Source organism: Amycolatopsis sp. WAC 01416, from assembly GCF_003947485.1.
Taxonomy (GTDB): domain Bacteria; phylum Actinomycetota; class Actinomycetes; order Mycobacteriales; family Pseudonocardiaceae; genus Amycolatopsis.
In genome coordinates this window covers 1-26,977 of sequence record NZ_QHHX01000007.1, presented here as the reverse complement: position 1 = coordinate 26,977, position 26,977 = coordinate 1, and the positions used below count along the sequence as shown (strand labels likewise).

At 69.5% G+C, this 26,977-nt stretch carries 27 protein-coding genes; 10 read left to right on the top strand and 17 right to left on the bottom strand.

Annotation, left to right across the window (positions count from 1 at the left end; all coding sequences use genetic code 11):
* The first annotated feature begins 34 nt into the window (after positions 1 to 34).
* A complete protein-coding gene (locus DL990_RS23880; RefSeq protein ID WP_125799962.1) occupies positions 35 to 583 on the top strand; it encodes an RNA 2'-phosphotransferase in 549 nt (182 codons plus the stop codon).
* On the opposite strand, the gene DL990_RS23875 is transcribed toward DL990_RS23880, so the two are convergent.
* Complete coding sequence (locus DL990_RS23875) at positions 580 to 1,452, bottom strand: hypothetical protein (protein WP_125789653.1); 873 nt, start codon at positions 1,450 to 1,452, stop codon at positions 580 to 582. The genes DL990_RS23880 and DL990_RS23875 overlap by 4 nt on opposite strands.
* A gap of 46 nt (positions 1,453 to 1,498) precedes the next feature.
* Positions 1,499 to 2,068 carry a TetR/AcrR family transcriptional regulator gene (locus DL990_RS23870; protein WP_125799961.1) on the bottom strand — a complete coding sequence of 190 codons (570 nt, stop codon included), beginning with the start codon at positions 2,066 to 2,068 and terminating at the stop codon, positions 1,499 to 1,501.
* A 160-nt stretch (positions 2,069 to 2,228) separates the two neighbouring features.
* Here DL990_RS23870 and DL990_RS23865 point away from each other — a divergent pair, with 160 nt between their 5' ends.
* Positions 2,229 to 4,409 carry an MMPL family transporter gene (locus tag DL990_RS23865; protein ID WP_125799960.1) on the top strand — a complete coding sequence of 727 codons (2,181 nt, stop codon included), beginning with the start codon at positions 2,229 to 2,231 and terminating at the stop codon, positions 4,407 to 4,409.
* Positions 4,410 to 4,527: 118 nt separating this feature from the next.
* On the opposite strand, the gene DL990_RS23860 is transcribed toward DL990_RS23865, so the two are convergent.
* A complete protein-coding gene (locus DL990_RS23860) occupies positions 4,528 to 5,082 on the bottom strand; it encodes an NADAR family protein (protein ID WP_233599298.1) in 555 nt (184 codons plus the stop codon).
* A 55-nt stretch (positions 5,083 to 5,137) separates the two neighbouring features.
* Positions 5,138 to 5,293 (bottom strand): hypothetical protein, encoded by a 156-nt coding sequence (locus DL990_RS41525; RefSeq protein WP_016335988.1) that lies wholly within the window; start codon positions 5,291 to 5,293, stop codon positions 5,138 to 5,140.
* Positions 5,294 to 5,380: 87 nt separating this feature from the next.
* On the opposite strand from DL990_RS41525, the gene DL990_RS23855 reads away from it, so the two are divergent.
* Genes DL990_RS23855 through DL990_RS23845 form a run of 3 tightly spaced genes read left to right on the top strand, consistent with a single transcriptional unit; the run spans position 5,381 to position 6,806 of the window.
* On the top strand, positions 5,381 to 5,719 hold the full coding sequence (locus DL990_RS23855) for a helix-turn-helix transcriptional regulator (protein ID WP_125799959.1): 339 nt from the start codon (positions 5,381 to 5,383) through the stop codon (positions 5,717 to 5,719).
* A gap of 2 nt (positions 5,720 to 5,721) precedes the next feature.
* Positions 5,722 to 6,192 (top strand): SRPBCC domain-containing protein, encoded by a 471-nt coding sequence (locus DL990_RS23850; protein WP_233620548.1) that lies wholly within the window; start codon positions 5,722 to 5,724, stop codon positions 6,190 to 6,192.
* Complete coding sequence (locus DL990_RS23845) at positions 6,192 to 6,806, top strand: dihydrofolate reductase family protein (RefSeq protein WP_125789658.1); 615 nt, start codon at positions 6,192 to 6,194, stop codon at positions 6,804 to 6,806. Before DL990_RS23850 ends, DL990_RS23845 begins: the two co-directional genes overlap by 1 nt.
* Here the strand turns inward: DL990_RS23845 and hisB are convergent.
* From hisB to hisD, 3 genes are read right to left on the bottom strand one after another with little or no spacing between them, the layout of a single operon-like run.
* On the bottom strand, positions 6,803 to 7,402 hold the full coding sequence (hisB, locus tag DL990_RS23840; RefSeq protein ID WP_007029930.1) for an imidazoleglycerol-phosphate dehydratase HisB: 600 nt from the start codon (positions 7,400 to 7,402) through the stop codon (positions 6,803 to 6,805). The two genes, DL990_RS23845 and hisB, sit on opposite strands and share 4 nt — an antisense overlap.
* On the bottom strand, positions 7,399 to 8,499 hold the full coding sequence (locus tag DL990_RS23835) for a histidinol-phosphate transaminase (RefSeq protein ID WP_125799958.1): 1,101 nt from the start codon (positions 8,497 to 8,499) through the stop codon (positions 7,399 to 7,401). Before DL990_RS23835 ends, hisB begins: the two co-directional genes overlap by 4 nt.
* Entirely contained in the window at positions 8,496 to 9,821 is a 1,326-nt protein-coding gene (gene hisD, locus DL990_RS23830; RefSeq protein WP_125799957.1) for a histidinol dehydrogenase, read from the bottom strand. The genes DL990_RS23835 and hisD overlap by 4 nt, the downstream gene beginning before the upstream one ends.
* An 84-nt stretch (positions 9,822 to 9,905) precedes the next feature.
* Between hisD and DL990_RS23825 the strand changes: the two genes are divergently transcribed.
* Complete coding sequence (locus DL990_RS23825; RefSeq protein WP_125800232.1) at positions 9,906 to 10,700, top strand: carbon-nitrogen hydrolase family protein; 795 nt, start codon at positions 9,906 to 9,908, stop codon at positions 10,698 to 10,700.
* Here the strand turns inward: DL990_RS23825 and DL990_RS23820 are convergent.
* Positions 10,648 to 11,136: an Lrp/AsnC family transcriptional regulator gene (locus DL990_RS23820; protein ID WP_125799956.1), complete on the bottom strand. Its 489-nt coding sequence runs from the start codon at positions 11,134 to 11,136 to the stop codon at positions 10,648 to 10,650. The genes DL990_RS23825 and DL990_RS23820 overlap by 53 nt on opposite strands.
* A 68-nt stretch (positions 11,137 to 11,204) precedes the next feature.
* Here DL990_RS23820 and DL990_RS23815 point away from each other — a divergent pair, with 68 nt between their 5' ends.
* Entirely contained in the window at positions 11,205 to 12,101 is an 897-nt protein-coding gene (locus DL990_RS23815) for an SMP-30/gluconolactonase/LRE family protein (RefSeq protein WP_125789662.1), read from the top strand.
* An 81-nt stretch (positions 12,102 to 12,182) separates the two neighbouring features.
* Here the strand turns inward: DL990_RS23815 and DL990_RS23810 are convergent, their stop codons facing one another.
* The 3 genes from DL990_RS23810 to eccB are packed head-to-tail and all read right to left on the bottom strand — an operon-like array spanning position 12,183 to position 14,997.
* Entirely contained in the window at positions 12,183 to 12,806 is a 624-nt protein-coding gene (locus tag DL990_RS23810; protein ID WP_125789682.1) for a response regulator transcription factor, read from the bottom strand.
* A 29-nt stretch (positions 12,807 to 12,835) separates the two neighbouring features.
* A complete protein-coding gene (locus DL990_RS23805) occupies positions 12,836 to 13,558 on the bottom strand; it encodes a response regulator transcription factor (protein WP_233611672.1) in 723 nt (240 codons plus the stop codon).
* A gap of 14 nt (positions 13,559 to 13,572) precedes the next feature.
* Positions 13,573 to 14,997 carry a type VII secretion protein EccB gene (gene eccB / locus DL990_RS23800; RefSeq protein ID WP_125799955.1) on the bottom strand — a complete coding sequence of 475 codons (1,425 nt, stop codon included), beginning with the start codon at positions 14,995 to 14,997 and terminating at the stop codon, positions 13,573 to 13,575.
* Between the two features lie 147 nt (positions 14,998 to 15,144).
* Between eccB and DL990_RS23795 the strand changes: the two genes are divergently transcribed.
* Positions 15,145 to 16,218 (top strand): type VII secretion protein EccE, encoded by a 1,074-nt coding sequence (locus tag DL990_RS23795; protein ID WP_125799954.1) that lies wholly within the window; start codon positions 15,145 to 15,147, stop codon positions 16,216 to 16,218.
* Between the two features lie 146 nt (positions 16,219 to 16,364).
* Here the strand turns inward: DL990_RS23795 and eccD are convergent, their stop codons facing one another.
* From eccD to DL990_RS23765, 6 genes are read right to left on the bottom strand one after another with little or no spacing between them, the layout of a single operon-like run.
* On the bottom strand, positions 16,365 to 17,741 hold the full coding sequence (eccD, locus tag DL990_RS23790; protein WP_125799953.1) for a type VII secretion integral membrane protein EccD: 1,377 nt from the start codon (positions 17,739 to 17,741) through the stop codon (positions 16,365 to 16,367).
* Positions 17,738 to 18,067, bottom strand: coding sequence for a YbaB/EbfC family nucleoid-associated protein (locus DL990_RS23785; protein ID WP_199746568.1), 330 nt, complete (start codon positions 18,065 to 18,067; stop codon positions 17,738 to 17,740). The genes eccD and DL990_RS23785 overlap by 4 nt, the downstream gene beginning before the upstream one ends.
* Entirely contained in the window at positions 18,064 to 18,573 is a 510-nt protein-coding gene (locus DL990_RS23780; RefSeq protein WP_125789667.1) for a hypothetical protein, read from the bottom strand. Before DL990_RS23780 ends, DL990_RS23785 begins: the two co-directional genes overlap by 4 nt.
* A 5-nt stretch (positions 18,574 to 18,578) precedes the next feature.
* Positions 18,579 to 19,928 carry a WXG100 family type VII secretion target gene (locus DL990_RS23775; protein WP_125799952.1) on the bottom strand — a complete coding sequence of 450 codons (1,350 nt, stop codon included), beginning with the start codon at positions 19,926 to 19,928 and terminating at the stop codon, positions 18,579 to 18,581.
* A gap of 17 nt (positions 19,929 to 19,945) precedes the next feature.
* Complete coding sequence (locus tag DL990_RS23770) at positions 19,946 to 20,989, bottom strand: hypothetical protein (RefSeq protein ID WP_125789669.1); 1,044 nt, start codon at positions 20,987 to 20,989, stop codon at positions 19,946 to 19,948.
* Positions 20,990 to 21,010: 21 nt separating this feature from the next.
* A complete protein-coding gene (locus DL990_RS23765; RefSeq protein ID WP_125799951.1) occupies positions 21,011 to 21,790 on the bottom strand; it encodes a WXG100 family type VII secretion target in 780 nt (259 codons plus the stop codon).
* Positions 21,791 to 21,946: 156 nt separating this feature from the next.
* Between DL990_RS23765 and eccCa the strand changes: the two genes are divergently transcribed.
* Positions 21,947 to 25,888, top strand: a complete 3,942-nt coding sequence (eccCa, locus tag DL990_RS23760) for a type VII secretion protein EccCa (protein WP_125799950.1) — start codon at positions 21,947 to 21,949, stop codon at positions 25,886 to 25,888.
* 166 nt (positions 25,889 to 26,054) lie between these two features.
* On the top strand, positions 26,055 to 26,651 hold the full coding sequence (locus DL990_RS23755) for a serine hydrolase (RefSeq protein WP_233620547.1): 597 nt from the start codon (positions 26,055 to 26,057) through the stop codon (positions 26,649 to 26,651).
* Positions 26,652 to 26,977 lie beyond the last annotated feature (326 nt).

The window sequence follows — 26,977 nt, the reverse complement described above, 5'->3', positions numbered from 1 at the left end:
CGCGGGGGCCGGATATGCGTCACTGGGACGCGAAATGGACAAGAAACACCTCATCCGAGCCTCGAAACGGCTCTCACGGCATCTTCGGCACGCTCCCGGCGACATCGGGATCACCCTGACCCCCGACGGCTGGGTCGAAGTCGACACGCTCTTGGCCGCCTTGCGGCGCAACGGCTTGAACCTCACCCGCGCCGAGCTCGACGAAGTGGTCGAGGGCAACGACAAACGACGCTTCGCCTTCGATGACGACGGCCTGCGGATCCGCGCCAGCCAGGGGCACAGCGTCGCCGTCGACCTCGCGCTGCCCGCCGCCATCCCGCCGGACGTGCTCTATCACGGCACGGTTTCCCGGTTCCTCGACGCGATCATGTACGAGGGACTCCGGCCGATGAAGCGGCATGCCGTGCACCTCTCGGCGACCGTGGACACCGCGCGGACCGTCGGGGCGCGGCGCGGCGCCCCGGTCCTGCTCGCCGTGGACGCACGGCGGATGTCCGCCGCCGGACACGAATTCCAGGTGAGCGCGAACGGCGTCTGGCTCACCGCCGCCGTTCCGCCGGAGTTCCTGCGCCGTCTCCCCTAGACCAGGCCGTTGGCCCGCAGGAGCCCCAGCGTGCCCACGGTGAACATCCCGTTCCACTCCAGCGCGGCGGCGGGCGAATAGCTCGTGTAGTCGACCCGCCAGCCGCCGTCGTCGTGCTGCCCGCCCGCCACCCGCCGCAGGTCCGCTTCGACGACGTCGGACCGGAAGAGCTTCCGCGCCAGGCTGCCGGGTTCCGGCGCGAAGTCGAGCGGGCGCATGGCCTCACCCTCGATCCCGCCGCCGACGGCGAGCACGCCGTCGTCCGGGACGAACCGGCCGAGTTTCCCGACCAGTCGCGTGTCGCCGAGCGCGTCCACCAGCTTCATCGCGAAGGCGAGCACGAGCGCGTGCGGCGCCTCGTCAAGCTTCTCGATCTCCTCGATGCAGTAGCGCGTGGCCTTCGCGAGCCAGGGATGCGCGGCGACCGCGGGATCGTGCGCCGCGACGCGCAGCGCGGTGACCGCGACGATCGCGGTGATCTGCAGCGAGGAGACCGACGGATCCGCGCTCGCCCAGAACGGCGCGCTGCCGAAGGGATCCGGCATCGGCAACGCGAACGGGATCCCGCCGTCGGGCAGGGAGATCGAGGCGAGCCAGTCGCAGAGTTCGGCCGCGCGCGGACTGGTCGCCGGGCCGATGTCGGCGAAGACTTCGAAAGCGTGCAGCGCGCCACCGGGCTGGCTGGTCGCCGAGCGGCAGTCGGGTTCGAGCCCGTGGCCGTAGCCGCCGTCGGGATTGCGGTACCCCTCCAGCGCGGCGAGCGCCGCCGCCGGGTCGCCATCGCGGAAGAGGACCTCGAAACGCCGCCTGTCCAGCAGCCGCGCCTGGGTGGCCATGAACGTGGCCGCCGTCTTCAGATCGATGTTCATGCCGACAGCGTCGCGCGGATCGCGGCTGCTGTCTTGAACACATCGGTCACGAGCGGCGGCGCGGGCGGTTGTAGAGCTTGCGGCCGACGCTGAGGAGCGTTTCGCGCAGCGTCTCGTCGTCGAGGGAGGCGACCTCCGGCGAGCCGCCGGCGAGGGCGATACCGGCAAGGAGCACCTGCGCCGTGACCATCCCCAGCACGTCCGGCTCCGGGCCGACCAGGATCTCCAGCAGCCGGTTCTTGAAGCTTTCCGAGCGGTGGACGGATTTTTCGATCGCCCGCGCGATGCCGGGGTCGCTGGAGAACAGGGCGACCAACGCCCGGTGGCGCACCACGAGGTCGACGAAGCCGTCCAGCAGATGGTCGATCTGCGCGCCGCGCGTGCGCTGGGCGCGGGCGTCGTCGACGATGCCCTCCAGCTCGCGCAGCACGGGTTCGGCGACGGATTCGGTGATCTCCGCCTTCGTCTTGAAGTGGTAGTAGACGGCCGCCTTGGTGACCCCCAGGGCGTCCGCGATCATCTGCAGCGAGGTGCCTTCCACGCCGTGTTCGGTGAACAACCCCAACGCCGTGCGCAGTAGCCGCGTGCGGGTGTCCTCCGCCTGGACGACGTCCATGTTCCCTCCTCGTTCAGCCGTCGGAGGTTACGTCAAGCGAGCCCGCCGAGCCAAACGAGTACTAGCCGTGCGGCTAGTCACACACTTGCCGATCGGCTTGTAGCGCCCTAGCCGATCGGCTAGCTTGGAATGAACCTGAACGAGTGAACGGGAGACTTTCGTGGCCAGCTTCCTGTACCGACTGGGCCGGTTCTCGTTCCGGCGCCGGGCACTGGTGACGGCGGTGTGGGCCGTCCTCCTGGTGGCCCTCGGCGCGGGTGCGCTGACCCTGTCCGGCCAGCTTTCGAACTCGGTGACCATCCCCGGCACCGAGTCGCAGAAGGCGATCGACCAGCTCGCCGACCGATTCCCCGAAGCCGCCGCCGGCGGCGCGACCGCACGTGTCGTCATCTCGACGCCCGGTGACATCACCGACGCCGGCGGACAGGCGGCGATCGCGCGTCTCGTCACCGGACTCAAGGACGCGCCGAAGGTCGCCGGCGTGATCGACCCGCTGCAGCAGCAGGCGATTTCGCCCGACAAGCACGTGGCACTGGCCCAGGTCAGCTACCGCGTGCCGGGCTTCGAGCTCACCGACGCCGACCGCGACGGCCTGATGGCCGCGGCGGATTCCGCCAAGGCCGCCGGGTACACGGTGGAGTTCGGCGGTGACGCCGTCCAGGCGATGCCCGCCACGAACGCCACCGAAGGCCTCGGTGTCGCGGTCGCCGCCGTCGTCCTGATCATCACCTTCGGCTCGCTGCTCGCGGCCGGGATCCCGCTGCTGACCGCGCTGATCAGCGTCGGCATCGGCATGGCGGGTATCACGACGGCGTCCGGTTTCCTCGAACTGAACACGAACACGCCGGTGCTCGCGCTGATGATCGGCCTCGCCGTCGGCATCGACTACGCGCTCTTCATCGTTTCCCGTTATCGGCACGAACTGACGATCGGCCGAGATCCGGAGGAAGCCGCCGGACGCGCCACCGGTACGGCGGGCTCCGCGGTGGTGTTCGCCGGGCTGACCGTGATCATCGCGCTGGCGGGCCTGACCGTCGTCGGCATCCCGTTCCTCGGCGAGATGGGCATCGCCGCGGCGATCACCGTCGCCATCGCGGTCGTCATCGCGCTGACCCTGCTGCCCGCCATCCTCGGCTTCGCGGGCGGCAAACTGGCGGGCGGCAAGATCCGCTTGCGCCGCAAGGAAAACGCGACGACACACGGCGAGCGCTGGGCACGTTTCGTGGCCCGGCACCGGATCCCGGTGCTGATCGCCGCGATCGCCGGGCTCGCGATCGTCGCCGTCCCGGCCGCGAGCATGCAGCTCGGCCTGCCGAACGACAGCACCGCCGCGCCGGACACCACCCAGCGCAAGGCCTACGACACCGTCGCCCGTAGCTTCGGCGAAGGCGCGAACGGGCCGCTCGTGATCGTCGTCGACCTCGCGGGCAGCACCGACCGCCAGGCCGCGCTCCAGCAGGCGGCCGCGGATATCGGCGGCCTCCCCGAACGCCCGATCGTCACGCCGCCGAAGGTCAACCGAGCCGGTGACCTGGCGCTGCTGACCGTCATCCCGAAGAGCGGCCCGAGCAGCACCGCGACCGAAGACCTCGTCAGCGACATCCGCGGCCTGAACCCGAAACTGGGCACGGCCACCGGCGCGTCGCTGGCGGTGACCGGCCAGACCGCGGCCAACATCGACGTCTCGGAGAAACTCGCCGACGCGATGCTGCCCTATCTCGCGCTGATCGTCGGACTCGCGTTCCTGTTGCTGATGCTGGTGTTCCGGTCGATCGTGGTCCCGCTGAAGGCGACGCTGGGCTTCCTCGGCTCCGTGGTCGCGACGTTCGGTGCCGTGGTGGCGGTGTTCCAGTGGGGCTGGCTCACCGACCTGCTCGGGGTGAAGACGACCGGGCCGATCATGAGCATGCTGCCGATCCTGCTGATCGGTGTGCTGTTCGGGCTCGCGATGGACTACCAGGTATTCCTGGTGACGCGGATGCGGGAGGAATACGTCCACGGCGCCGACCCGCAGCAGGCGATGGTCACCGGCTTCCGGCACGGCTCCCGCGTCGTGGTCGCCGCCGCGCTGATCATGATCAGCGTGTTCGCCGGATTCGTCCTCGCGGAGTCTTCGCTGATCCAGTCGATCGGGTTCGCGCTGGCCTTCGGGGTCCTCGTCGACGCGTTCGTGATCCGGATGACCATCGTGCCGGCGCTGATGTCCCTGCTCGGACGCGGTGCCTGGTGGCTGCCGAAGTGGCTGGACCGGGTGCTGCCGGACGTCGACGTCGAAGGCGAGAAGCTCGCGAAGCAGCTGGACGCTCCTGACGAGCGAGAGCTGGTCGACGCCTCGAAGTAGCCGCCGTTGAAGGTTGCGAAAGCCACTTTCGCAACCTTCAACGTTGCGAAAGTGGCTTTCGCAACCTGCCACCTTCGCCTTACCCCTCAATAAGTACGTGAAGGCCCCCTTCACGAACTCAAGCGAGCGCCGCGCGGGCCTCTCCCAGCGCGAAGCCGAGCAGGTTCAGGCCGCGCCAGCGTTCCGCGTTCTCGACCTGCGGATGGTCAGTGGCGAGCCCGATCCCCCAGATGGCGTCGAGCGGACTGGCCTCGACCAGCACACGGTTCTTGGTTCCCAGCAGGAAGTCGCGCAGGTCCGGGTGCTGCCCGAACTTCGCGATCGTTCCGTCGAGGACGATGCCGTAGCGTTCGTCTTCCCAGCGGCCCTGCACGAATCCCCGCACTTCGCGGCCCAGCGCCTTGGCCTCACGCGGATGCCGGGCGCCGAGGATTCGCGCCGCGCCCTCGGCGTCGTCGAACAGAACGGCTTTGCGCCACATCATGTAATGCTCGGCCGTCGAGAAGGTTTCGCCGTCGGCGGTGAACCGGGCGGGCCACCACTGGCTGAAGCATTCCGGCCCGATCGTGCCGTGACGCCGGGGCCGATGGCCCCAGAAGAACAGGAACTTGACGCGGCTCCCCGATCGCTGGAGCCGGACGACCTCGGCGACCGAGCGCGGGTTTCCGGACATGCCGGACAGCATGCTCGCCGTCGTCGCGGCGCGCAGCCGAATTACCGGGCCGAGCTCAGGCGAGCCAGGCGATGGCGCCGCCGATGGCCAGCAGCGCGCCGATCCCCAGCACGACGGCCATGAACTTGACGCTCTTCCAGGTCGCGTAGACGCCGCCGATCAGGAAGCCGCCGAGCGCGAACAGCAGCACAGCGATGGTCGTGTTACTCACGACCGCCACCCTGCCACACGTCCGCCACCGCGACCGCGCCGGGCCGGGCCTTGCCCTCACGACCGGACGCGGCTAACGTACAACCACATGGTTGTACTTCTGAAGGAGAGCGAGGAGTCGCTCAACCAGCTCTTCCGCGCCTTGGCCGACGGCACGCGCCGCGACATCCTGGCGCGGGCGATCGCGGAGGCGCCGTCGGTGTCCGATCTCGCCGCGCGGTACGAGATGAGTTTCGCCGCCGTGCAAAAGCACGTCGCGGTACTGGAGCGCGCGGGTCTCGTGCGCAAACGTGCCAACGGTCGTGAGCAGCTGGTCTCGACCGACCGCACGCGGCTCCAGCGCGCCGGTGAACTTCTCGACTCCTACGAAGTCCTTTGGCGCCGGCGTGTGGCGCAGCTCGACGATGTCCTGCGGGAAGGAAACTGACGATGCCGATCACCTCGGTCACCAAAGATCCCGAACAGCTCAGCCTCACCCTCGTGGCGGACTTCCCCGTTCCCCGAAAACGCCTTTGGGAGGCTTGGGCCGATCCACGGCAACTCGAGCGTTTTTGGGGGCCACCTTTCGCGCCCGCCACCTTCACCCATCACGATTTCCGGGTCGGCGGCCGCGCCGAGTACTTCCTGTCCGGGCCGAACGGGGAGAAATGGGCCAACTCGTGGAAGTTCACCGCGGTGCACCCCATCGACTCGTTCGAGGCGGAAGACGGTGAAGACAACGCCGCGGACGAGGACATGCCGTCCTCGATGACGTTCACTTTCGAGACGACGCCGACCGGATCACGCCTGATCCACGTGACCCGGTTTTCCAGCGTCGAAGCCATGGAGAAGACGATCCCGGGGATGGAAGAAGGCTTCCGCGCCGCGATGCCCCAGCTCGACGCACTACTGGAGGCGTGATGAGAAAGCTCAAGATCATCGAACACGTCACGCTCGACGGCGTGATCCAGCACTCCGCCGACGAGAACGACTTCCCGTACAGCGGCTGGAACATGCCGTATCGGACGCCCGAAGGCCGCGAAGCCATCATGGCCGCGCACACCGAAAGCTTCGACCTGCTGCTCGGCCGTCGCACCTACGACCTCTGGTCGGAGTACTGGCCGGATGCGCCGAGCGATCCGCTCGCGGACCGGCTCAAGGCGGCGACGAAGTACGTCGTCACCCACCGGCCGGAAAGCCTGAAATGGGGGCCGTTCGAAGGGCTCGGCCCGGACATCGCCGAGGACGTCCACCGGATCAAGGCTCAAGACGGCCCGGACCTCGTCCTCTCGGGCAGCTCCACGCTGACGTCGATACTGCTCGAACACGGCCTCGCGGACGAAGTCGTGCTGGCCGTCTACCCGCTCCTTTTGGGCACGGGCAAGCGCTTCTTCGCGGCCGGAACCCCGGCACAGACCTTGGAGTTCGCCGGCACCACCGCGACCCCGTCCGGCGTACTCCTCAACACCTACAACGCAATTCGTCACCTGAATGCGACATTCGCGCATCCAGGTGACGAATTGCGACAGGACTAGAGGACGCCCTTCGTGGACGGGATGCCGCCCGCCCGCGGGTCCGGCTCGGTGGCGGCACGCAGTGCACGCGCGACGGCCTTGTACTCGGCCTCCGCGATGTGGTGCGGGTCGCGGCCGTGCAGCACCCGCACGTGCAACGCGATCTGCGCGTGGAACGACAGCGAGTCGAACACGTGCCGCGTCAGCACGAACGGGTAGTTCCCGCCGATGGTGAAGCTGTTGAACTGCTCCGGCTCGCCGAGGTGCACGCAGTACGGGCGTCCGGAGACGTCGATCGCGGCGTGCGCGAGGGTTTCGTCCATCGGGATCCACGCGTCGCCGAAGCGGCGGATCCCGCTCTTGTCGCCGAGCGCCTGCCGCAGCGCCTGGCCGAGCACGATCGCGGTGTCCTCGACGGTGTGGTGCGCGTCGATGTGTACGTCACCGGTCGCCTGCACCTTGAGGTCGAGCGAGCCGTGCACGCCGAACGCGGTGAGCATGTGGTCGTAGAACGGGACACCGGTGTCGATCTCCACCTGTCCCGTGCCGTCCAGGTCGAGCTGGACCGAAATGGACGATTCCTTGGTGGTGCGATCCACCTTGCCGACGCGACTCATCGCGGCACCTCCTTGCTGGCCTCGAGAAAGGCGTCGTTCTCTTCCGGCGTCCCGATGGTCACCCGCAGGTGCCCCTCGATGCCGACGTCCCTGATCAGCACGCCGTTGTCCAAATAGGACTTCCAGGTCGCGGGCGCGTCCGTGAACCGTCCGAAGAGGACGAAGTTCGCGTCGCTCGGGACCGGCGTGAATCCCAAGCCCAGCAACGCTTCCACCACCCGGTCGCGTTCGGCCGCGAGTTTGGCGACCGAGGCGAGCGTGGCGTCCGCGTGCCGCAGCGCGGCCCGTGCGGCGGCCTGCGTGAGCTTCGAGAGGTGGTACGGCAGCCGCACCAGCTGCAGCGCGTCGACGATCGCGGGCGCGGCCGCGAGATACCCGAGCCGTCCGCCCGCGAAGGCGAACGCCTTGCTCATCGTGCGCGACACGATCAGCTTCGCCGGGTACTCCTCGAGAAGCTCGATGGCGCTCGGCTGCGACGAGAACTCCGCGTACGCCTCGTCGACCACCACGATGCCCGGCGCCGCTTCGAGCAGGCCGCGCAGCTCCCCGAACGGGATCGACCCGCCGGTCGGGTTGTTCGGGCTGGTCACGAAGACGATGTCCGGACGGCGTTCCCGCACCAGCGCGGCCGCCTTCTCGGTGTCGAGCGTGAAATCGTCGCGGCGCGGCACCGGCAGCCAGTCGGTGCGGGTGCCTGCCGAGATGATCGGGTGCATCGAGTACGAGGGTTCGAAGCCCAGCGCCGAGCGGCCGGGGCCGCCGAAGGCCTGCAGGATCTGCTGGAGGATCTCGTTGGATCCGTTGGCGGCCCACACGTTCGACTCCGACACCAGCACGCCGGTGGACACCGCGAGGTAGTCCGCGAGGTCCTGGCGCAGCGCGACGGCGTCGCGATCCGGGTAACGGTGCAGCGAAGCGGCTTCGGCGCGGACGACCTCGGCGACGTCGGCCACCAGCGCGTCCGGCGGCGGGTACGGGTTTTCGTTGGTGTTGAGCCGGATCGGCACGTCGAGCTGCGGCGCGCCGTACGGGGTCTTGCCCCGCAGGTCCTCCCGCAACGGGAGCGCGTCGAGCGTGATCTCCTCGCCGATGCTCATGCCCGCTCCCCTTCGAACCGCGCCGTGATGGCCTCGCCGTGCGCGGGCAGGTCTTCGGCGTTCGCCAGCGCGACGACGCGACCGGCGATCTCGCGCAGCGCGTCCTGGCTGTAGTCGACGACGTGCACGCCCTTGAGGAAGCTCTGCACCGAAAGGCCGGACGAGTGCCGCGCGAACCCACCGGTGGGCAGGACGTGGTTCGACCCGGCGCAGTAGTCGCCGAGCGAGACGGGCGCGTACGCACCGACGAAGATCGCGCCCGCGTTGCGCACGCGGGCCGCCACCGAACGCGCGTCCGCGGTCTGGATCTCCAGGTGTTCCGCGGCATACGCGTCGACGACGCGGATCCCGTCGTCCATGGTGGACACGAGGATGATGCCGGACTGCTTGCCGCTCAAGGCCTCAGTCACCCGCTCGGAGTGCTTGGTCGCGGCCACGCGGCCGGTCAGTTCCTTGTCGACGGCGTCCGCGAGCCCCTCGGACGTGGTGACCAGCACGCTCGCGGCGAGCGGGTCGTGCTCGGCCTGGCTGATCAGGTCGGCGGCGACGTGCACCGGGTCGGCGGTCTCGTCGGCGGGGATCGCGATCTCGGTCGGGCCTGCCTCCGAGTCGATGCCGATGATGCCGCGCAGCATGCGCTTCGCCGCGGTGAGGTAGATGTTGCCCGGCCCGGTGACGATGTCGACCGGCTCCAGCGTCGTGCCGTCGGTGTCGGTGCCGCCGTACGCGAGCAACGCGACGGCCTGCGCGCCACCGACGGCCCACACCTCGTCGACGCCGAGCAGCTCGGCCGCGGCCAGGATCGTCGGGTGCGGGAGCCCGCCGAACGCGGCCTGCGGCGGCGAGCACAGCACGAGCGTGCCGACGCCGGCGATCTGCGCCGGGACGACGTTCATCACCACGGTCGAGGGGTACACGGCCAGCCCGCCCGGCGCGTACAGCCCGACGCGCTCCACCGGGATCCAGCGCTCGGTGACGGTGCCGCCGTCGACGACCTCGGTCGTGACGTCCTGACGGCGCTGATCACCGTGGACCTTCCGTGCGCGGACGATCGACTCCTCCAGCGCCTCCCGGACCGCCGGATCCAGGTTCTCGAGCGCGCTGGTGAGCTCCGCGGCGGCGACACGCACACCGCCGGGACGGACCTTGTCGAACTTCTCGGTGTACTCGAGAACCGCCTCGACGCCGCGATCGCGGACCGCCTCGACCACCGGCCGTACGTGATGCAGCGCCGCGTCCACGTCGTACTCGGCACGCGGGAGCGTGCTCCTGAGTTCGGCAACGGACGGGACCTGTCCACGCAGGTCGGTACGGTTCAGCATGGGTCAAGGGTACGAGGTGGCCCGATCGCCGCGAGCAGGCACACTGGGGTGGTGACCAGCGATCCCACGATGAGGGAGGCGGCCGTGCCGCGAATCGGGTTGTGCCAGCTCACGGCCGCCGAGGATCCCGAAACGAACCTGAAGCCGATTCGCGAAGGCGTGGCGGCCGCGGCGGCCGACGGCGCGCGGATCGTGGTGTTCCCCGAAGCGGCGATGGCGCGCTTCGGTATCCCGCTCGGACCGGTGGCGCAACCTTTGGACGGACCGTGGGCGTCCACTGTGGCGTCCATCGCCGACGAGCACGGTGTGGTGGTCGTCGCGGGCATGTTCACGCCGTCGCCCGACGGGCGCGTGAGCAACACCCTGCTGGTCACCGGCGCCGGACAGCACTTCGGTTACGACAAGATCCATCTGTACGACGCCTTCGGGTTCGCCGAATCCGACACGGTCGTCCCCGGCACCGCGCCCGCCACCTTCGAGGTCGACGGGGTCACGTTCGGCCTCGCGACCTGTTACGACATCCGCTTCCCGGAGCTGTTCCGGAAGCTGGCCGACGACGGCGCCGACATCGTCCTCGTGCCGACGTCCTGGGGCGCGGGCGAGGGCAAACGCGAGCAGTGGGAAGTGCTGGTGCGCGCCCGCGCGCTCGACTCCGGCTGCTGGGTCCTCGGCTGCGGGCAGGCCGATCCGGCCACGACCTCCACGCCGGTGAACCCGAAGGCGCCGACCGGCATCGGCTACTCCACCGTGTCCGACGGGTTCGGCCGCGTCCACACGCAGCTGGGCCCCGGGCCGGAACTGGTGGTCGTCGAACTGGATCCCGCGGTCAGCGGGAAGGCGCGGGCGGCGACGGGCGTTCTGGCGAACCGTCGCCTCTAGCGTTCACGGAGCGTTCGAAGAAGGATTCGAGCACGACGATCGTCTGCGTCCCGGTGACGCCCTCGATGGCGTACAGCCTGCGTAGTGATGCCTGGAGTTCCTCCGTGGTCGGCGTGCGCACCTTCACCAGCAGCGAGGCCGGGCCCGCGATGATGTGCGCCTCCACGACCTCCGGCAACGCCTCCAGCGCGGCCTTGGTCGGCGAGTCGCCCATCCACGAGCCCGCCTCGATCAGCACGAACGCCATCACCCCGCGACCGACCGCCGCCGGATCGACGTCGACGGTCGTGCGCCGGATGACGCCCTGTTCGCGTAGTTTGCGGACCCGCTCGTGCGCGGCGCCCGCCGACAGCCCGACCGCCTTGCCGAGCGCGGCGTACGCCTGAGTCGCGTCCTGCTGCAACTCCGTGAGCAGTATGCGATCCACGTCATCCATGGGTTGACCGTATCAGGTTCAGCGGTTCATGATGACCGCGATATCTCATTCGGAGTACTGGGGTTTTCATGGACATGGTCAAGGCACACTTCGAAGTCCTCGACGAGCGGTTCGCCCGCGTCAACGGCGACGAGTGGATGCGGCGTCTGCACACGGGCTGCCGGTGGACCGAGGGGCCCGCCTACTTCCCGGCGGGCCGGTACCTGGTGTTCAGCGACATCCCGAACGACCGCGTCCTCCGATGGGACGAGACCACGGGTGCGGTCGGCGTGTTCCGGGAGCCCGCCGGATTCCACAACGGGCACACCGTCGACCGCCAGGGCAGGCTCGTCAGCTGTGAACAGGGCAACCGCCGGGTGACACGCACCGAACACGACGGCACGACCACCGTCCTCGCGGAGACCTATCAGGGCAAGAGGTTCAACAGCCCGAACGACGTCGTCGAGTCCTCCGACGGCGCGATCTGGTTCACCGACCCCAGTTACGGGATCGACAGCGACTACGAAGGCCATCAGGCGGAAAGCGAGATCGGCGCCTGCCACGTCTACCGCGCCGACCCGGTGGACGGTTCCGTGCGGATCGTCGCGGACGATTTCTCGCGTCCGAACGGGCTCGCGTTCTCGTGGGACGAATCGCGGCTCTACATCGTGGACACGCGCCAGAACCCCAGCCACATCAGGGTTTTCTCGGTGGCAGACGGGCGGCTCTCCGGCGGCGAGGTCTTCGCGACCTGCGACGCCGGTGGTTTCGACGGCGTGCGCCTGGACGCCGCGGGCCGGGTCTGGGCCGCCGCGCACGACGGCCTGCACTGCTTCGCGCCCGACGGCACGCGGATCGGGAAGCTGCGGGTGCCGGAGGTCTGTTCGAATCTGACCTTCGGCGGACCGCGGCGGAACGATCTGTTCATCACCGCGTCCAGTTCGGTCTACACGCTGCGGGTGAACTTCTCCGGCCCGCGGCTCTAGTGGCCGTGTGGTCCAGTGGGTCGTGAGTGGCGATTCGGGTTAGAACCCGAATCGCCACTCACGACCCACTGGACCGGCCACCTACCGCAGCAGCCCTTCCCGGATCGCCACCCGCACGAACCCGGCCCGCCGTCGTTCCCCGGTCTTGTCCCGGATCCGGTCGAGGTAGGACCGCACCGTCCGCACGCTGATGTTCAGGATCTCGGCCACGTCGACGTCCCGTTCGCCGGCCGCGACCAGCCGCAGGACCTGCTTCTCCCGTTCGGACAGGACGATCTTGGGCCCGGCGTGGCGGTCCTCGCTGTCCTGGATGATCATTCCGGCCAGCGTCGGCGACACGTACGCGTTGTCGTCGGCGATGGTGCGGATGGCGCGCAGGAGTTCGTCGCCGTCGACGTCCTTGGACAGGAAGCCCTTGGCACCGGCCTGCATCGCGCCCAGCACCTCGGGCTGCTCGGCGTGTGCGGACACCACGAGCACCTTGTGCCCCATCTGTCCCACCTCGAGTACCGCGGCGGCGTCCTGGACACCGCGCAGCTTGAGGTCGAGGACGACGACGCTGCCGGGAGCCTGCTCCTGGACGGCGAACCGCGCGACGGAGTCGGCGACGGCGCCCAGCTCGATGTCGGGCGCTTCGGTGAGGACACGCGCGACGGCGTCCCGGTACAGCGGATGATCTTCGATCACCCCGACGTTGATCGGCATGATGCGTTTCGGCTGCTGCTCGTCTGCGTTCACCGGCGTCCTTCGAATCCGCCCGCGTCGGCGCGGGGCACGACCGGCCGAGACGGGCCGGGCACCTCCGGCGGAGACGCGAGCCCGAGCTGGATGGCCTTGCGGACCAGACCGGCCCGCCTTCTCTCTCCGAGTTTGTCACGGATCCGGTCCAGATAACCGCGAACCGTCCGGACTCCGATACCGAGGATGCGGGCGATGTCGACGTCGCGTTCGCCCGCCGCGACCAGCCGCAGGACCTGCTTCTCGCGCGCGGAAAGCGCGACGTCCGGAGCAGGCACGGGACGGTCGGCGTTGTCCTTGATGATCATTCCGGCCACCACCGCGGAAACGTAGGCACGGCCCTGCGCGACCGTCCTGATCGCGATCAGCAGCTCGTCGACGTCGACGTCCTTGGACAGGAATCCCTTGGCACCGGCGGCGATCGCGCCGAGCACCTGCTCGGGTTCCGCCTGCGCGGACACCACGAGCACGTGATGCCCCAGTTCGCACACCTGGAGCACGGCCGCCGCGCCGGCGATCCCCGGCAGGCCGAGGTCGAGCAGCACCACGCTGCCTGGCGGCTGCGGATGGACGTGGAACCTGGCGACCGAATCGACCACCGCGCCCAGTTCGATCCCTTCGGCTTCGGTGAGGACCCGGACCACGGCGTGCCGGTACAACGGATGGTCTTCGATCACCGCGACGTCGACCCGGTCGGTCTCCGGCCTGTCTTCAGTCATCTGCACGTTCCCGCTCACCCCGTCCCACCTGCCGCGGACACCGCACGGCCCGCCTGCGCCGGATCCAGCGCGGGTCCGCGTGGCACCAGCGCCAGTAATCCATTCGGAACCGGCTGCCGTTCGGCCTGGCCGTATCCGAGGGAAGCGAGTGCCTCACTGCTCGCCACCGGGTACTTCAAGCCCGTGTCGGTCACGACGTAAACCGTGCCGGAACCGGATTCCGCCACCACCGCGCCTCCCGACGGAGGCACGAAAACCGCGTCGGCGACCAACGCGTCCGTCCGCGCCGTCACCGGGATCGCCTTCGCACCTTGCGGCAACGGGACCTGTGCGGAGATAACGATTCGAGAACCCTGCGCGCATAACGTCACGGACTGTCCGGTAACGGGCGCTTTTCGCGGGATCCGGTCCGGATACTCCGCGGGATCGGCCCCGCCGGCCCTCGCCGTGCCGACCTTCGGCACCGAGGCGACGTCGGCCGCGCGCACCGCGACGGGCGCCGGGACGCCGGTGTAGGCGTCCGCGTTCTGCGGCGTGTTGATCAGCAGGCTCGCCTGGGTCTGGCCGATCGGTTCGAGTCCTTCGGCGTGGACGACGTAGTACGACGTCGCGTCGCCCGGTGTCGCCATCGCGTCGACGACGCCGAGTACCGAACCGACCTTCGTCTCGGTGCCGCCGACCTTCGGGCCGGGCCGTCCGGCGTCTTCGACCGCGCGGTAGGCCAGATCGCGTCCGGCGGCGACGGTGCCGATCCACCGGGACGACACCGCGATCGCCGGGTAGGTGTCGAACTGCAACGCCGTGGCGGCTTCCGGGGTGAGCTTGTAGCGGCGTCCCGCCGTCACGAGGTAACGCTCCCCCTCGGGGACGCGGACCACGACGGCCTGGTCCCTCGGCAGGTCGACCCCGGCGGCGGGCGCGCCGAGGAGCACCGTCGTCTCCGGTTCGGCCGACGCCGGCGCGTCCTGGGTGGTCCGCGTGCAGCTCGTCCACGGGGTGTTCACCAGCGCGGCCGCCGCGGGCAGCGAATCGGGCGCGCCCGGAATGCCGATCTGCGAACCGCGCGGTGCCTTCGCGAGCTTGTCGGAAGGGACGGTCACGGTGGCCTCGCCGTTGCCGCCGGCCATCAACCGCGCGGAGGCGTAATTGAGCACTGGATGCAGCGCGCCGTCCTGGCCGAGGATGTAGCGCGCGCCGGTGCTCTCCTCGACGATCACCTTGCCGCCCGCCAGCCAGTCCTTGCCGCCGGAGGGGTTCAGCAGGCCGATCACGCCGAACACCGCGGTGACCAGCAGCGCGACGCCGAGGCCGCACAGGGTTCCGATGACCAGCCTGCGGCTCGGGGCGACCGGATGGTTGGCGTCAGCCGAGACGAGTGCCGAAACCAGTCTCCTGCGGAGGAATTGGTAGGCCTGGATCTGGTCCCGCTGCGTCCACACGCTCCCCGTCCCCCGCCGTTCGTGCCCACCCGTTCGAGGGTGCTCACGTTAGGTCTGGGCCCGGTTCGCGGTGAGGGTATTTTTTACGCCCCTCCCCCGCGCGGGGCGCGGCTACCGTCGGGCGCGTGCACGGAGGAGGGGAATTCCTTGTCGGTTGAAGCCCCGGCCCGCCCGGTCCCGGACCAGGCTCCAGCGCGCGGTGTCGCGGGCGCGGCGCCGCTGCCCTGGCTGCTGCCGATCCGCCCGCTGCAGGCGGCGCTCTGGGAGATCGCCGGGATCGCGATCCTCCTGGCCTTCACCATGGACGGGATCCTCCCGGCGGCACAGATCAGCATCACCTCCGTCGCCGGCCTCCTCGTGCTGGCGACGTCAGTCCGCTTCGCCGGACGTCACCTCGCGGGCTGGCTGCTCACCTGGGCCGGCTACCGGCTGAAACGCCGGGACAAGAACGAGATCCCCGATCCGCTGCACCGGCTCGCCGGTCCCGCCCGGGTACGCCAGCACGTCGACCGCGCGGGCAACCGCTTCGGTGTCGCCGAGGTCAGCGACGGCTGGAGCGCCATCGTGCGGCTCACCCCCGGCGCCATGGCACCCGGGCCGGACACCCTCGTCGCCATCCTGCGCGAGGCCTTCGCGGGGACCGGGATCCCTTTGTCCAGCGCGCAACTGCTGACCTGGACCGTCCCCAATGGACAGTCCGTGCTCCGCGTCCGCTGGCTCACCGTCCGGTACCGGCCCGAGAACGCGCCGATCGCGGCGCTCGCCCGCGGCGGCGGGGAACTCGGCGCACTGCGGAGCACCGCCTGCGCGGCGTTGAGACTGATGGGCGCGCTGGCCGAAGCCGGATTCGAGAGCACCGTGCTCGAAGCCGGTGAAGTGGCGGAAGAACTGCGCGTCGCGCTCGGCCACGGCCAGGGCGCGCCGGTGAACGGCTGGCGTTCCTGGGACTGGGGCGGCGCGTCGCAGGTCTGTTACCGGCCACGGTCCGAGCGGAATCTCGCGCGGACGCTGGATCTTCACGTCCCCGGATCGGCGTTCACCGCGACTTCGTACACGCTCCACCGGACACCTGGCGGACGGGAGAAGTCCGAAGTGACCATCCGGGTCGGCGGACGACCGGGGGCGGAGACCGTGCGGCCGAGCGGGGTCGCGGTGATCCCGCTGCACGGACGGCACGCGGCGGCGGTCCGGCGGACCCTGCCGCTGGCGCTGGAGAACTGAGGGGACGGTCCGTGGAGGACTCCTTTCTTCTCTGAGGGTAGGGAAGGAGTCCCCACGGACGTAACGCGCACACCGCATTTCGGCACCTGGTTGCGATCCTTGCGCGCGCAAGGATCGCAACCAGGTGCCGAAATGCGGAGAAGAGATCAGCCTCGTACGGCCTCGTAGACGCCCGCGATCATGCCGACGAACGGGATCAGCGAGAGCAGCACCAGGAACTCCACGATGTCGAGAGTCCTTGCCCAGTAAGGAGAACGACGTCCCTTCGCGACACGCGTCGCGTAGGTGAGACAGACGCCCGCCGCGACGACGACGGCACAGCCCGCGGCGAAGACGAACGAACGCGGCCCGCTCGCGGCGAGCCAGAAACCGGCCGCCGCCAAGGCCGCCGCGCCGAATCCGATGAGCACCACCCGCTGCGAACGGCCAGCGAAGGCGCGCGAGCGCAGCATCAGCGCCAGACCCAGCAGCGCGCACAAGCCCGCTTCCCAAGCCCCGCCGGAAGACGACAGGACCACCGAAGCCGAGACCACGACGAGTCCGAGCGCGACGAGCAGCCCAGTCAGCAGCGCCTGCGCGTAAGTCGTCCCGCCGACCATGTCCTCGCCGAGCGAAGGGTCCTCGTCGGCACGGAACGCGTCCATGTCGTCGGGCACCCTGGGCAGCGGCAGCCTGCCGAGCCGCAGCGCCATCATCGGCGCGACCGCGGCCGGCGCCGTCGCCACGACGGCGACCACGGCGGCCGCCGAAACCGGGCGGACGTCGGCCAGCAGGACGATGGCTGTGGTGATCGCGCCGAGCCCGGCCGACACGGTCACCGCGACGAACCACGGCAGCCGGTCCGCCACCGAAACGGCCGCGATCACGCCATAGACGGTCACCACCGCGAGCCCGGCCGCCAGCGGTCCGGCCGACAGCGAGAACAGCGGATGCGGCGGCAGGATCGACATCCCGGCCAGCAACGCCGCGCCGACCCCGGCGAGCGCGCCGGCCGCGCCGGCCTCCGCGTCGCCGTACGCTCGGCTCAACGCGCCCCCGCCCAGCACCAGTACCAGCGCGAGCAGTCCGGTGCCGATCGGCGCCAGCACACTGCCGGACGCCGCCGCCTGCACCAGCAGTCCACCGGCGAGCAGCAGCACCACGGACGCGACGATGCCCGCCTTGCGCGCCACCGAGGGACCCCACCGCCCGGTACCCGACTCGGCGACGCCGGCGATCGAATCGACGACGTCGTCGAACAGCAGCGGACCCCGCGGGCGTTCCCGCGGGGTCAGGTGGAGGACTTCCCCGTCGCGCACTTGCGCCGCGGCGACCGTGAGCCCGAGCGCGAGCGGAGCGCCGCCGAGCCGGGAGAGCACCCATCCGGGATGCTCGGCCGACGCCTGCCCCGAAGCACCCGCGAGCCGCACGAGCTGCGGGACGAGTTCGGCGAACGTGCTCTGCTGCGGCAGCGCCACGTCGACACGCGCCCGCGGTGTCACCACCGTGACGCGCCGGGTGGAGCCCGCGATCGCGGCCGTCATGCTTCGATCGACTTGGCGGACTCGATGACGGGCGCGAATTTGGCGTTGCTGGCCTCGGCCAGCTTCTGGAGCCCGTTGTTGACCGCCTCCAGCACGATCTCCGAGATGTTGCGCGCGTCGTACTGACGCAGTGCGCGCGGGTCGATGTCGATCGAGGTGAAGCGGCCGTCTCCGCGCAGCACGACGGTGACTTCGTTCTGCCGCGAGTGCGCCTTGACCTCCATCGCCTCGACCGAACGCTGGATGCGCTGCACCTCTTCGGTCTGCTTGCGGACCTGGTCCAGCAACTCGTCCATGTCCGGCATGGCGTAGGGGTCGGTGGTCACGAGTCTTCTCCTTCATCTGCGGTGGAATCCCGCCGGACGTGGACGCTGCCCACGAACCGCCGGAAGTCGTCGCCGAGGCCGCGGGCCGCCTCGGGTGTCGCGGTGCAGGCGATCTGGAGGATCAGCCGCTCGGCCGGGCTCGCCCCCGGCACGGTCAGCTGCACCTGCGTCTGTACTAGATCCTGTCCTTCGCCGGTGCGGATGCGCAGCACCTGCGTCACCCCCGGCGCGACCGGAGTGCCGATCTCCTTGCGCCGCACCACTTCGAGGGCGGCCATCGACCGGCCGAGGCGTTCGACGGCCTCGTCGGCGATGTCGGTGATCCGCGCCTGGTCCGGCCGTTGCCCGACGCTCAGGGTGATGTTGGGGGTGAACTCGCCGTCCGTCGCGGAGTGCACCGCCACGAAGACCGCGCCGTCGGCGCCGACGGACGCCGGCTCGACGGGCACCCAGCCCTCGGGGATGTCGAAGCCGAGCGGGAGGGAAACCCGTTCCTCCGTGCTCATCCCGCTCACCACGTGCCCACGTAGGTGATCGCGTCGTCCCATGCCTCGCCGACGGCGTCCGCCGCCTCGCCCGCCGCGCCGCTCACCGCGTCGACGGCCGCGCCGCCGTACTCGCCGACGGTGTCCGCGATCTTCGGCAGGTCGATGTCGATCTTCGCGCCGATCCCGGCGCCGAGACCGAGCGCGACACCGGCCTTGAAGTCGACCTTGATGTGTCCCGCGTCGTAAACGGCCTGGCCGTCGAGCTGCGCGCCGAGTCCATATTGGAGGGTGCCGCTCGCGCCGACGCCCACCCCGGCCACGTCGGCCGCGAGCTCGCCTTCGATCTTGCCGCCGACGAAAGCGTTGGCGTGCACGCCGACACCGTGCGCGCCCGCCTGGAGGGAACCGTTCACCTCACCGCCGACGAACGCGGTCCCCTTGGCGCTGCCCGAAGCGACGCCCCATTCACCCTTGCGTTCGAGTTCTTCCTTGAACGCGGCCAATTCGGCGTGCCCGGACGCCTTGAAGTCCCAGCCCTGCGAGGAGACCTTGGCGTCCCACCCCGGCGTGAAGCCGTCCTGCTCCTGCTTCCACTTGGCGTAGGTGATCTCGGTGTTGCCCCAAGCCTTGTCGCGCAGGCCTTCCGGCTTCGGCCTGCCGAAGGGCGTGTCACCCGCGCGCGGGGCGCGCGTGCCTTCGAGACCGTCCCAGGTGAGCTTCTTCCAGCCGGAATTGCCGAACCACGACGGATGCGAGCGCGGGCGCCTGCGGCCGTCGAGCGCGTCTCCGTTGAGCCAGTACAACGGGCCGCGGCCCCATTTGCCCAGTTCGTGCTCGATCCGGCCGGTGCCCTCCGGCGGGAACAGCCGCGCGAGTTCCTCGCTCAGTTCGTCCGCGATCTCCTGTGCCGCCTGCGCGGCGCGTTCGCCGAGCTGCCGGGCGGCGGAGATGAACGCGTTGACCGCGTTCGCGTTCGCCGTCCGCGCCTGACTGGTGAGCTGCGCGGCGTACTGGTCGAACTGCGCGAGGATCGAGTCCACACAGGACTTCGCGCCCTGCAGGGCCTGCGCGCCTCCCCGCAGCCGGTTCGACTGGTCGCCCAGTTTCGTGCCGAGCTCGCCGAGTTCCTGGCTCAAGTTCGCGGCGGAGGTGGAGAACGCGACGTACGCGTCACCTTCCCAGGACGCGTTGAGCGCCTTGGCCGCCTTGCCGATCTCCTCCGCCCGGCCCGAAACCGTCGACGCCCGCTCGCCGCACCGCTGGCTCGCCGCGTTCAGCGCGGCGGGATCACCGGTGACCCGCCGCTGGTACTCGACCACGAGCCGCCGGTAATTCGACAGGATCGAGCTGACGACGCCCGACGCGTCGACCACACCGCTCCCCCACACGGCTACCTGCCCTTCGCCGGTGAGTCAGCTCCCGCATCGATATCGATGTGCTGCTCGAAGTGCTTGCCGCCGTAGTTCATGTCGATGTCGATATCGATGTCCTGCCCGCCCGGCGCCTGCACGGTGGACTTGCCGGTGCTCAGGTCGGTGGTGATGGTGACCGTGTTCCCAGAGCCCGCGCCCGCCCCCGGGTACGAGCCTCCGGAACCCGCGCCCCCACCGGAGGGTCTGTCCACCGGGATCCAGGCGTCCGCGCCACCCGGCCAGTTGCCCTGGGAACCGTTGCCGCCCAGCGCGGGCGGCCGGTACTGGGTGAACGGCGGCGTCTCGCCCGGCGTCGTGCCACCGCCGGAAGCGCCTCCGCCGGAGCCACCGACGGCGGCCTGTCCCGAACCGCTGGCGACCGAGCCCGGTGCCTGCGGGTTGGTGATCGGGGTGCCCGAGACCGCCGAGTTGCCCGCGGCGCCGTTGTCACCGGCGTCGTTGTGCCCGAACAGCTTCTGGACTTCGCCGATGATGGTGGCGATCTGGGTGATCTGGTTGGCGAGGTCGACCACGCCGAGCGCCTTCAGCAGCGCGCCGATCGCGGTGATGAACGCGCGCAGCGAAGCACTGGTGGCGGTGGAAAGCGCGACAGCGGCGCCGTAGGTCCACGGATTCGACATCAGACCGGCGACCGTCGGGTTCACCGCCGACACCACCGCTTTGTAGGCGGTCTGCGCGGTCTTGATCAGCGTCCCGGCGACGCCGAGCAGTTCGGCGCCCTTCTGCACGACCTGGATGATCTTGGTCAGCGAGTTCAGGGAGTCGGTGATCTTCTTCAGCGCGGAGTCCGACGCGCCGCCGGACCAGATCTTGCCCAGCTGCTCGGCGGCCTTCGTCACCTCGTTGTACATGGTGAGGAACTCGTTGGCCTTCTTGAGCACCTCGAGTACGTGCTTGGCGATCTGCTCCGGCTGCCCGGTGAGGATCTGCGGCAGGATGGTGATCGGCCCGCCCGAGGACGCCGTGGCGTCCATCGCGCTGGAATTCGGATAAGTCAGCATGGTCGCTCCTCAGGCCGGAAGTCAGACGGAAGCCGGGCGGTAGACACTGACCTTCGCCAGGCCGTTGATGTCCGCTTCGACGATTCCGTGGTTGTAGAGCAGCCCGCCCTCTCCGGCGATGGCGATGATCGGCTTGCGATCGGAGAACAGGAGCGGTTCGACCACGACGACGTCACCGCTGTGCACCCCGCCGGGTACGTCGCCGAAGTTGCGCGCCGTACCGGCGTAGACCTCGATGACCCCGACCCGTGCCTGGTTGTCGGCGTCGCCGGCCAGCCAGTCGTTGAAGTCCGAGACGCCGTGGAACCGCGTGTCGGTGATCGGGTGGTCGCCGAGCTGCCCCAGCCGCGCGTCCCCCAGGTAGCGCAGCACGTTGCCGACCGAAGACGGCTCGCCCTCGCCGCCGGCGCTGTCGTTGATGGCCAGCGTCGCCAGTTCGGAGGCGTGCGAATTCCCCCAGATCGACGACGACGTCGATCCGGCGCCGCCGCCGGGACGGCCGCCGTAGCCGCCCGCGACCGCCTCGTCCGCGGCCTGGTAGGCGTCGGCACTGCTCTTGATGAAGCCGTTGATCTGCTGCAGCAGTTGCAGGAGGGTGCGGACCGCGACCACCTGCTGGCTCTGCATGGCCGTGTTGGCCGCGGCCACCGCGCTGCCGAAGGTGGCGAACGACATCGGCTGCAGGACGGTGCGTTCGAGGTCGCCGACGACATTGATGCCCTGCATGATGATGCCGCCGAGGTTCCCGACCGCCGAGCGCATGGCCTCGGGCTCCGCCCGGTACTCGCCCGTGCCGACCATGGCTCTCCTTCTCTCGTTTCCCCCACGTCTGCGACTGTTCGAGCAGCGTAAGTTCGCCACCAGACGCGAGCGGACGGCAAAAGTACCCACCGCGAGGGCGGCACGAGTGGCCAGAATGATCGGCAGGATTACCCACAAGCGGCCAGAAAGACCCTGATGAGCGCCACTCGCGACCGCCTGCCGGCCCTGGGCGAGCAGCCCGGTGAAATCGTCCTGCAGTCCCCGCCGATGCTGCCGAAGGGCTCGTCCGGCGGAGCCATGCAGCTGCTGATGTTCATGCCGATGATGCTGGGCATGGGCGCCATGTCGTTCGTCTACATCGGACGCGACGGCGGGGTGATGACCTACATCTTCGGCGCCTTGTTCCTCACCGCGATGGTGGGCATGGTCGTGATGTCGCTCGGCCGCGGCGGTGCGCAGAAGAAGGCGCAGATCAACGAGGAACGCCGGGACTACCAGCGGTATCTGACCGGCCTTCGCGGCCAGGTGCGGGAGATCGCGGACAACCAGCGTGCGGCGATGGCGGCGTTGCAGCCCGACCCCGCCGATCTGTGGGCGTACATCGAGACGGGGAAGCTGTGGGATCGCCGCCGGTCCGACCCGCAGTTCGGGCAGGTGCGCGTCGGGACGGGCCCGCAGCGGCTCGCGACGCCGTTGAAGGCGCCGCAGACCGTGCCGCTGGAAGACCTCGACCCGGTGTGCTCGACGAACCTCAAGCACTTCATCCGGACCTATTCGACGGTCGACGGACTCCCGGTCGCGGTCTCGCTGCGGTCGTTCGCGCAGGTCAGCCTGTCCGGCCGCCGGCCGGACACGCTCGGGACCGCGCGGGCGCTGCTGACCCAGCTCGCGACCTTCCACTCTCCCGGCGACCTGCGGATCGCGCTCTGCGTCAACGACGACCGGCTGCACGACTGGGAATGGGCGAAGTGGCTGCCGCACGTGGCCTCCACCGCCGCCGACGCCGCCGGTCCGCGACGGCTCGTCGACGCCGACTCCGGAAAACTCGCCGACCTCCTCGGCCCCGACCTCGGCGACCGGCCCGCGTTCACCCGGCGGCCGGATTCCCGGCTGGACCTGCCCCAGATCGTCGTCATCGTGGACGGCGGGCACACCCTCGGCGACTCGCGGCTCGTCGCCGAAGAGGGCAGGCTCGGCGTCACCGTGGTGGACATCGGCACCGAGCAGCCGCGATCCGTGTCGTCGGAACGGCTGCTGAGCCTGCACATGAGCCCGGAGCAGCTCGGGATGGTCGTCGGTGACGGCACGGAGCAGCGGCTCGGTTTCCTCGGCATGCCGGACACCTTGGACCGCGGGGCCGCCGAGGCGCTGGCACGGATGCTGACTCCGCTGTTCCAAGGGGCGGCGGTGGTCAGCGAGGCGCCGATGTCGGCGACGTTCGGGCTGGCCGGGCTGCTCGGCATCGGCGACCCGCGCGACACCGACACGGCCGTCACCTGGGCGCCGCGATCCGCGCGCGACCGGCTGCGGATCCCGCTGGGCGTCAACCCCGATGGCAGGCCGGTCGACCTCGACCTGAAGGAATCGGCAGAAGGCGGGATGGGGCCGCACGGGCTGGTCATCGGCGCGACCGGATCCGGCAAGAGCGAGCTTCTGCGGACACTGGTCACCGCGCTCGCCGTCACGCATTCGTCGGAGAAGCTGAACCTCGCGCTGATCGACTTCAAGGGTGGCGCGACCTTCGCCGGGATGACCGGGCTGCCGCACACCTGTGCCGTCATCACCAACCTGTCCGACGATCTCGCGCTGGTCGACCGCATGGCGGACGCGCTGAACGGCGAACTGTTGCGGCGTCAGGAACTCCTGCACGCGGCCGGGAACTACGCGTCGGTGCGGGACTACGAAAAGGCCAGGGAATCCGGTGCCAACCTGCGGCCGCTGCCGTCGCTGCTGGTGATCATCGACGAATTCAGCGAGCTGCTGTCTTCGCGGCCGGAGTTCATCGACCTGTTCGTCGCGATCGGACGGCTGGGGCGGAGTCTCGGGATCCACCTGCTGCTGGCTTCGCAGCGGCTGGAGGAGGGACGGCTTCGCGGGCTCGATTCGCATCTGTCGTACCGGATCGGTCTGCGGACCTTCTCCGCGTCGGAAAGCCGCGCGGTGCTGGGCGTCGCGGACGCCTATCAGCTGCCGCCCGTGCCGGGTTCGGCGTATCTGAAGTCCGACAACGACACCCTCATCCGGCTCAAGGCCGCGTACGTCTCGGGGGAACTGCCGCCGCGCAGCAAGATCGTGCGCAAGGACGGCCAGAGTCTCGGCCTGATGCCGTTCACGCTGGCGCCGGTGGAGATCCCGGTGACCGTCGAGGCCGAGGAGCCGGTCGAAAAGGGCACCGGCGAGACGATCATCGGCGCGATGATCTCGCGGCTCGAAGGCAAAGGCCCGGAGGCACACCAGATCTGGCTTCCGCCGCTGGCCGAACCGCCGACCTTGGATCAGCTGCTGCCGCCGCTCGGCGAAGATCCGGCACGCGGTCTGTGCCCGCTGGGCTGGGGCGGCAACGGCAAGCTGATGATCCCGGTCGCCTTGGTGGACAAGCCCTTCGAACAGCGGCGCGACATGCTGTGGGCAGATTTCTCCGGTGCCGCCGGGCACGCGCTGATCGTCGGGGCACCGCAGAGCGGCAAGAGCACGCTGATGCGTGACATCGCCGCGATGCTCGCGCTCACCCATACTCCGGAAGAGGTCCAGCTGTTCGTGCTGGACATGGGCGGTGGCGCGCTGGCGCCGATCGCCGGGCTGCCCCACGTGTCCGGCTACGCGACCAGGCGCGACGCCCAGCGTTGCCGCCGCGTGGTGGCGGAACTGACGACCCTGCTCGAACAGCGCGAGGAGTTCTTCTCCGCCAACGGGATCGAGTCGATCACGACGTTCCGCCAGCGGCGTTCGGAGTTCCGGGAGAGCACGGAAGGCCGCGAATTCGGCGACGTCTTCCTGTTCGTGGACAACTGGACCACGATCCGCCAGGAATACGAACAGCTGGAGGAACAGATCACCAGCCTGGCGTCGCGCGGGCTCGGCTTCGGCATCCACGTCGTCGTCTCGATCAACCAGTGGATGGGCATGCGGGCGCCCCTGCGCGACGCGATCGGCACCAAATTCGAACTGCGGCTCGGCGAACCCGCGGACTCGCTGATCGACCGCAAGATCGCGCAGAACGTCCCCGCCGACCGGCCGGGGCGCGGGCTGACCGCGGACAAACTGCATTTCCTCGCGGCACTGCCGCGGATCGACTCGGATCAGCGGCCGGATACCGTCGGTGCCGGTGGCCTGGATCTGAACCGCCGGATTTCCGCCGCCTGGAAGGGAAAACCGGCGCCGTCCGTACGACTGCTGCCCCCGGAGGTCCCGCTCGACTCGCTCGAGGCCGGGCCACGCAAGCAGGTCACGCTCGGCATCGCGGAATCGAATCTGCGGCCGGTGTACCTCGACTTCGCCACCGAACCGCACTTCCTGGCCTTCGGTGACGTGGAATCCGGCAAGAGCTCGCTCCTGCGCGCGATCGCGCAGGGCATCGTGTCGAAGTACTCGGCGGACGAGGCCGCGATCGTCGTCGCCGATTATCGGCGAGGGATGCTGGGTGCGGTGCCGGAGTCGCACCTGCTCGGCTACGCGGGCTCCGAAACCGTGCTGACCGGGCTGATCGAGCAGTGTCAGCAGGCCATGCGAAACCGGCTCCCCGGCGCGGACGTCACGCCGGAACAGCTGCGAAACCGGTCTTGGTGGCGGGGCCCGGAGCTGTTCGTGCTCGTCGACGACTATGAAATGGTCGCCACCGTGGGCCGGAACCCGTTGCTGCCGCTCCTGGAATTCCTGCCGCAGGCACGGGACATCGGGCTCCACCTCGTCATCGCGCGCGGGAGCGGCGGGGCCGGGCGTTCGCTGTTCGAGCCTGTGCTGCAACGGATCCGTGAGCTGGGCTCCCCAGGCTTGGTGATGTCCGGGTCGCGGGACGAAGGGGCGCTGCTCGGAGAGGTCAAACCGGGGCCGCAGCCTGCCGGGCGGGGTGTGCTGGTCTCGCGGCGGCATGGGACGGGGCTGGTTCAGGTGGCCTGGACGAAGCCTGTGGAGGACTAAGGGGTCCGCCTGTCGGGATGGTTGGGCCCATGGCACTGGATCTGTCCGCTGTCCACGCCGCCGCCGCGGCCCAGCGCGAGCGCGTCACGCCGGGCATCGACGACATGCGCGCGTACCGGGCGAGCCAGGTGAAGGAGCGTTCACACCGTGAGGTGCTGGGGCCGCTGTGGCCGGCATCCGGACCAGTGGAGCGATCGAGCGCATCGCCGCCTGGGGCGCCTCCGACACGCCGGAAATGGCCTTCAGCATCACCAAAAGCGTCGTATCGACCGTCGCCGGGATCGCCTTCGACAAGGGGCTGATCTCCGACCCGCACCGGCCCGTGGCCGACACTCTCGACCTGCCGGAGCTGGCCGAGAGCACGATCACCTGGCATCACCTGCTGCAACAGACCAGTGAATGGGACGGTGAGCTCTGGGGCAAACCAGCCTGGCTGGACGGTCGTCGCCGCGGAGGCACGCCGGGTTCGCGCTGGGAGTACAACGACGTTCGTGTCAACCTGCTCTGTTTGGCCCTCACCCACCTTTTCGCCCGCCCGCTGCCCGCGGTGCTCGACGAGCACGTCCTCGGCCCGCTCGGCGCGTCCAGTACGTGGTCCTGGCACGGCTACCGCGACTCGATGACGACCATCGACGGCGAGACCGTCCCGGTGGTCAGCGGTGGTGCCCACTGGGGAGGCGGACTCCGGATCTCCGCCGGCGACCGGCCGGTTCGCCCGCGGCAACGCCGATCAGCATCTGCTCTGGATCGACCCCGATCGTGATCTCGTCATCGTTTCCCGTTGGGGACAACGGGTCGAGGAACTCGTGCGCGCTGTTTCGGATGCCGTTCCTGTGGCGAGGTGACTTCTGCTTAGCTTGAGAGCTAAGACGAACCAAGTCCGGAGCGTCATTTTTCCTTATCTCCCAATATATTTGACGCACTCCATCCCTGAGTCATCAACCAGTGGAATTCGAACTTGTGTTCGAGTATGATCTTGGTCATGACCACATCCTTTGCTTTCAATCCGAAAGCCGCTCGTCTTCTCGATGCCGCTTACGACGAGGAAGTCGTGCTCCGGCGGGCGCAGGGGCGTCAGGTGCGTGCGAT

Coding starts and splice junctions, on each gene's coding strand:
- DL990_RS23835 (WP_125799958.1), bottom strand. CDS start 8,499: ATGAGCATCGGCGAGGAGATCACGCTCGACGCGCTCCCGTTGCGGGAG.
- DL990_RS23765 (WP_125799951.1), bottom strand. CDS start 21,790: ATGGTCGGCACGGGCGAGTACCGGGCGGAGCCCGAGGCCATGCGCTCG.
- DL990_RS23815 (WP_125789662.1), top strand. CDS start 11,205: ATGGACATGGTCAAGGCACACTTCGAAGTCCTCGACGAGCGGTTCGCC.
- DL990_RS23870 (WP_125799961.1), bottom strand. CDS start 2,068: ATGGACGTCGTCCAGGCGGAGGACACCCGCACGCGGCTACTGCGCACG.
- DL990_RS23880 (WP_125799962.1), top strand. CDS start 35: ATGGACAAGAAACACCTCATCCGAGCCTCGAAACGGCTCTCACGGCAT.
- hisD (WP_125799957.1), bottom strand. CDS start 9,821: ATGCTGAACCGTACCGACCTGCGTGGACAGGTCCCGTCCGTTGCCGAA.
- DL990_RS23860 (WP_233599298.1), bottom strand. CDS start 5,082: ATGTCCGGAAACCCGCGCTCGGTCGCCGAGGTCGTCCGGCTCCAGCGA.
- DL990_RS23810 (WP_125789682.1), bottom strand. CDS start 12,806: ATGCCGATCAACGTCGGGGTGATCGAAGATCATCCGCTGTACCGGGAC.
- DL990_RS23875 (WP_125789653.1), bottom strand. CDS start 1,452: ATGAACATCGATCTGAAGACGGCGGCCACGTTCATGGCCACCCAGGCG.
- DL990_RS23770 (WP_125789669.1), bottom strand. CDS start 20,989: ATGCTGACTTATCCGAATTCCAGCGCGATGGACGCCACGGCGTCCTCG.
- DL990_RS23855 (WP_125799959.1), top strand. CDS start 5,381: ATGGTTGTACTTCTGAAGGAGAGCGAGGAGTCGCTCAACCAGCTCTTC.
- DL990_RS23820 (WP_125799956.1), bottom strand. CDS start 11,136: ATGGATGACGTGGATCGCATACTGCTCACGGAGTTGCAGCAGGACGCG.
- eccCa (WP_125799950.1), top strand. CDS start 21,947: ATGAGCGCCACTCGCGACCGCCTGCCGGCCCTGGGCGAGCAGCCCGGT.
- DL990_RS23850 (WP_233620548.1), top strand. CDS start 5,722: ATGCCGATCACCTCGGTCACCAAAGATCCCGAACAGCTCAGCCTCACC.
- hisB (WP_007029930.1), bottom strand. CDS start 7,402: ATGAGTCGCGTCGGCAAGGTGGATCGCACCACCAAGGAATCGTCCATT.
- DL990_RS23845 (WP_125789658.1), top strand. CDS start 6,192: ATGAGAAAGCTCAAGATCATCGAACACGTCACGCTCGACGGCGTGATC.
- DL990_RS23805 (WP_233611672.1), bottom strand. CDS start 13,558: ATGACTGAAGACAGGCCGGAGACCGACCGGGTCGACGTCGCGGTGATC.
- DL990_RS23780 (WP_125789667.1), bottom strand. CDS start 18,573: ATGAGCACGGAGGAACGGGTTTCCCTCCCGCTCGGCTTCGACATCCCC.
- eccD (WP_125799953.1), bottom strand. CDS start 17,741: ATGACGGCCGCGATCGCGGGCTCCACCCGGCGCGTCACGGTGGTGACA.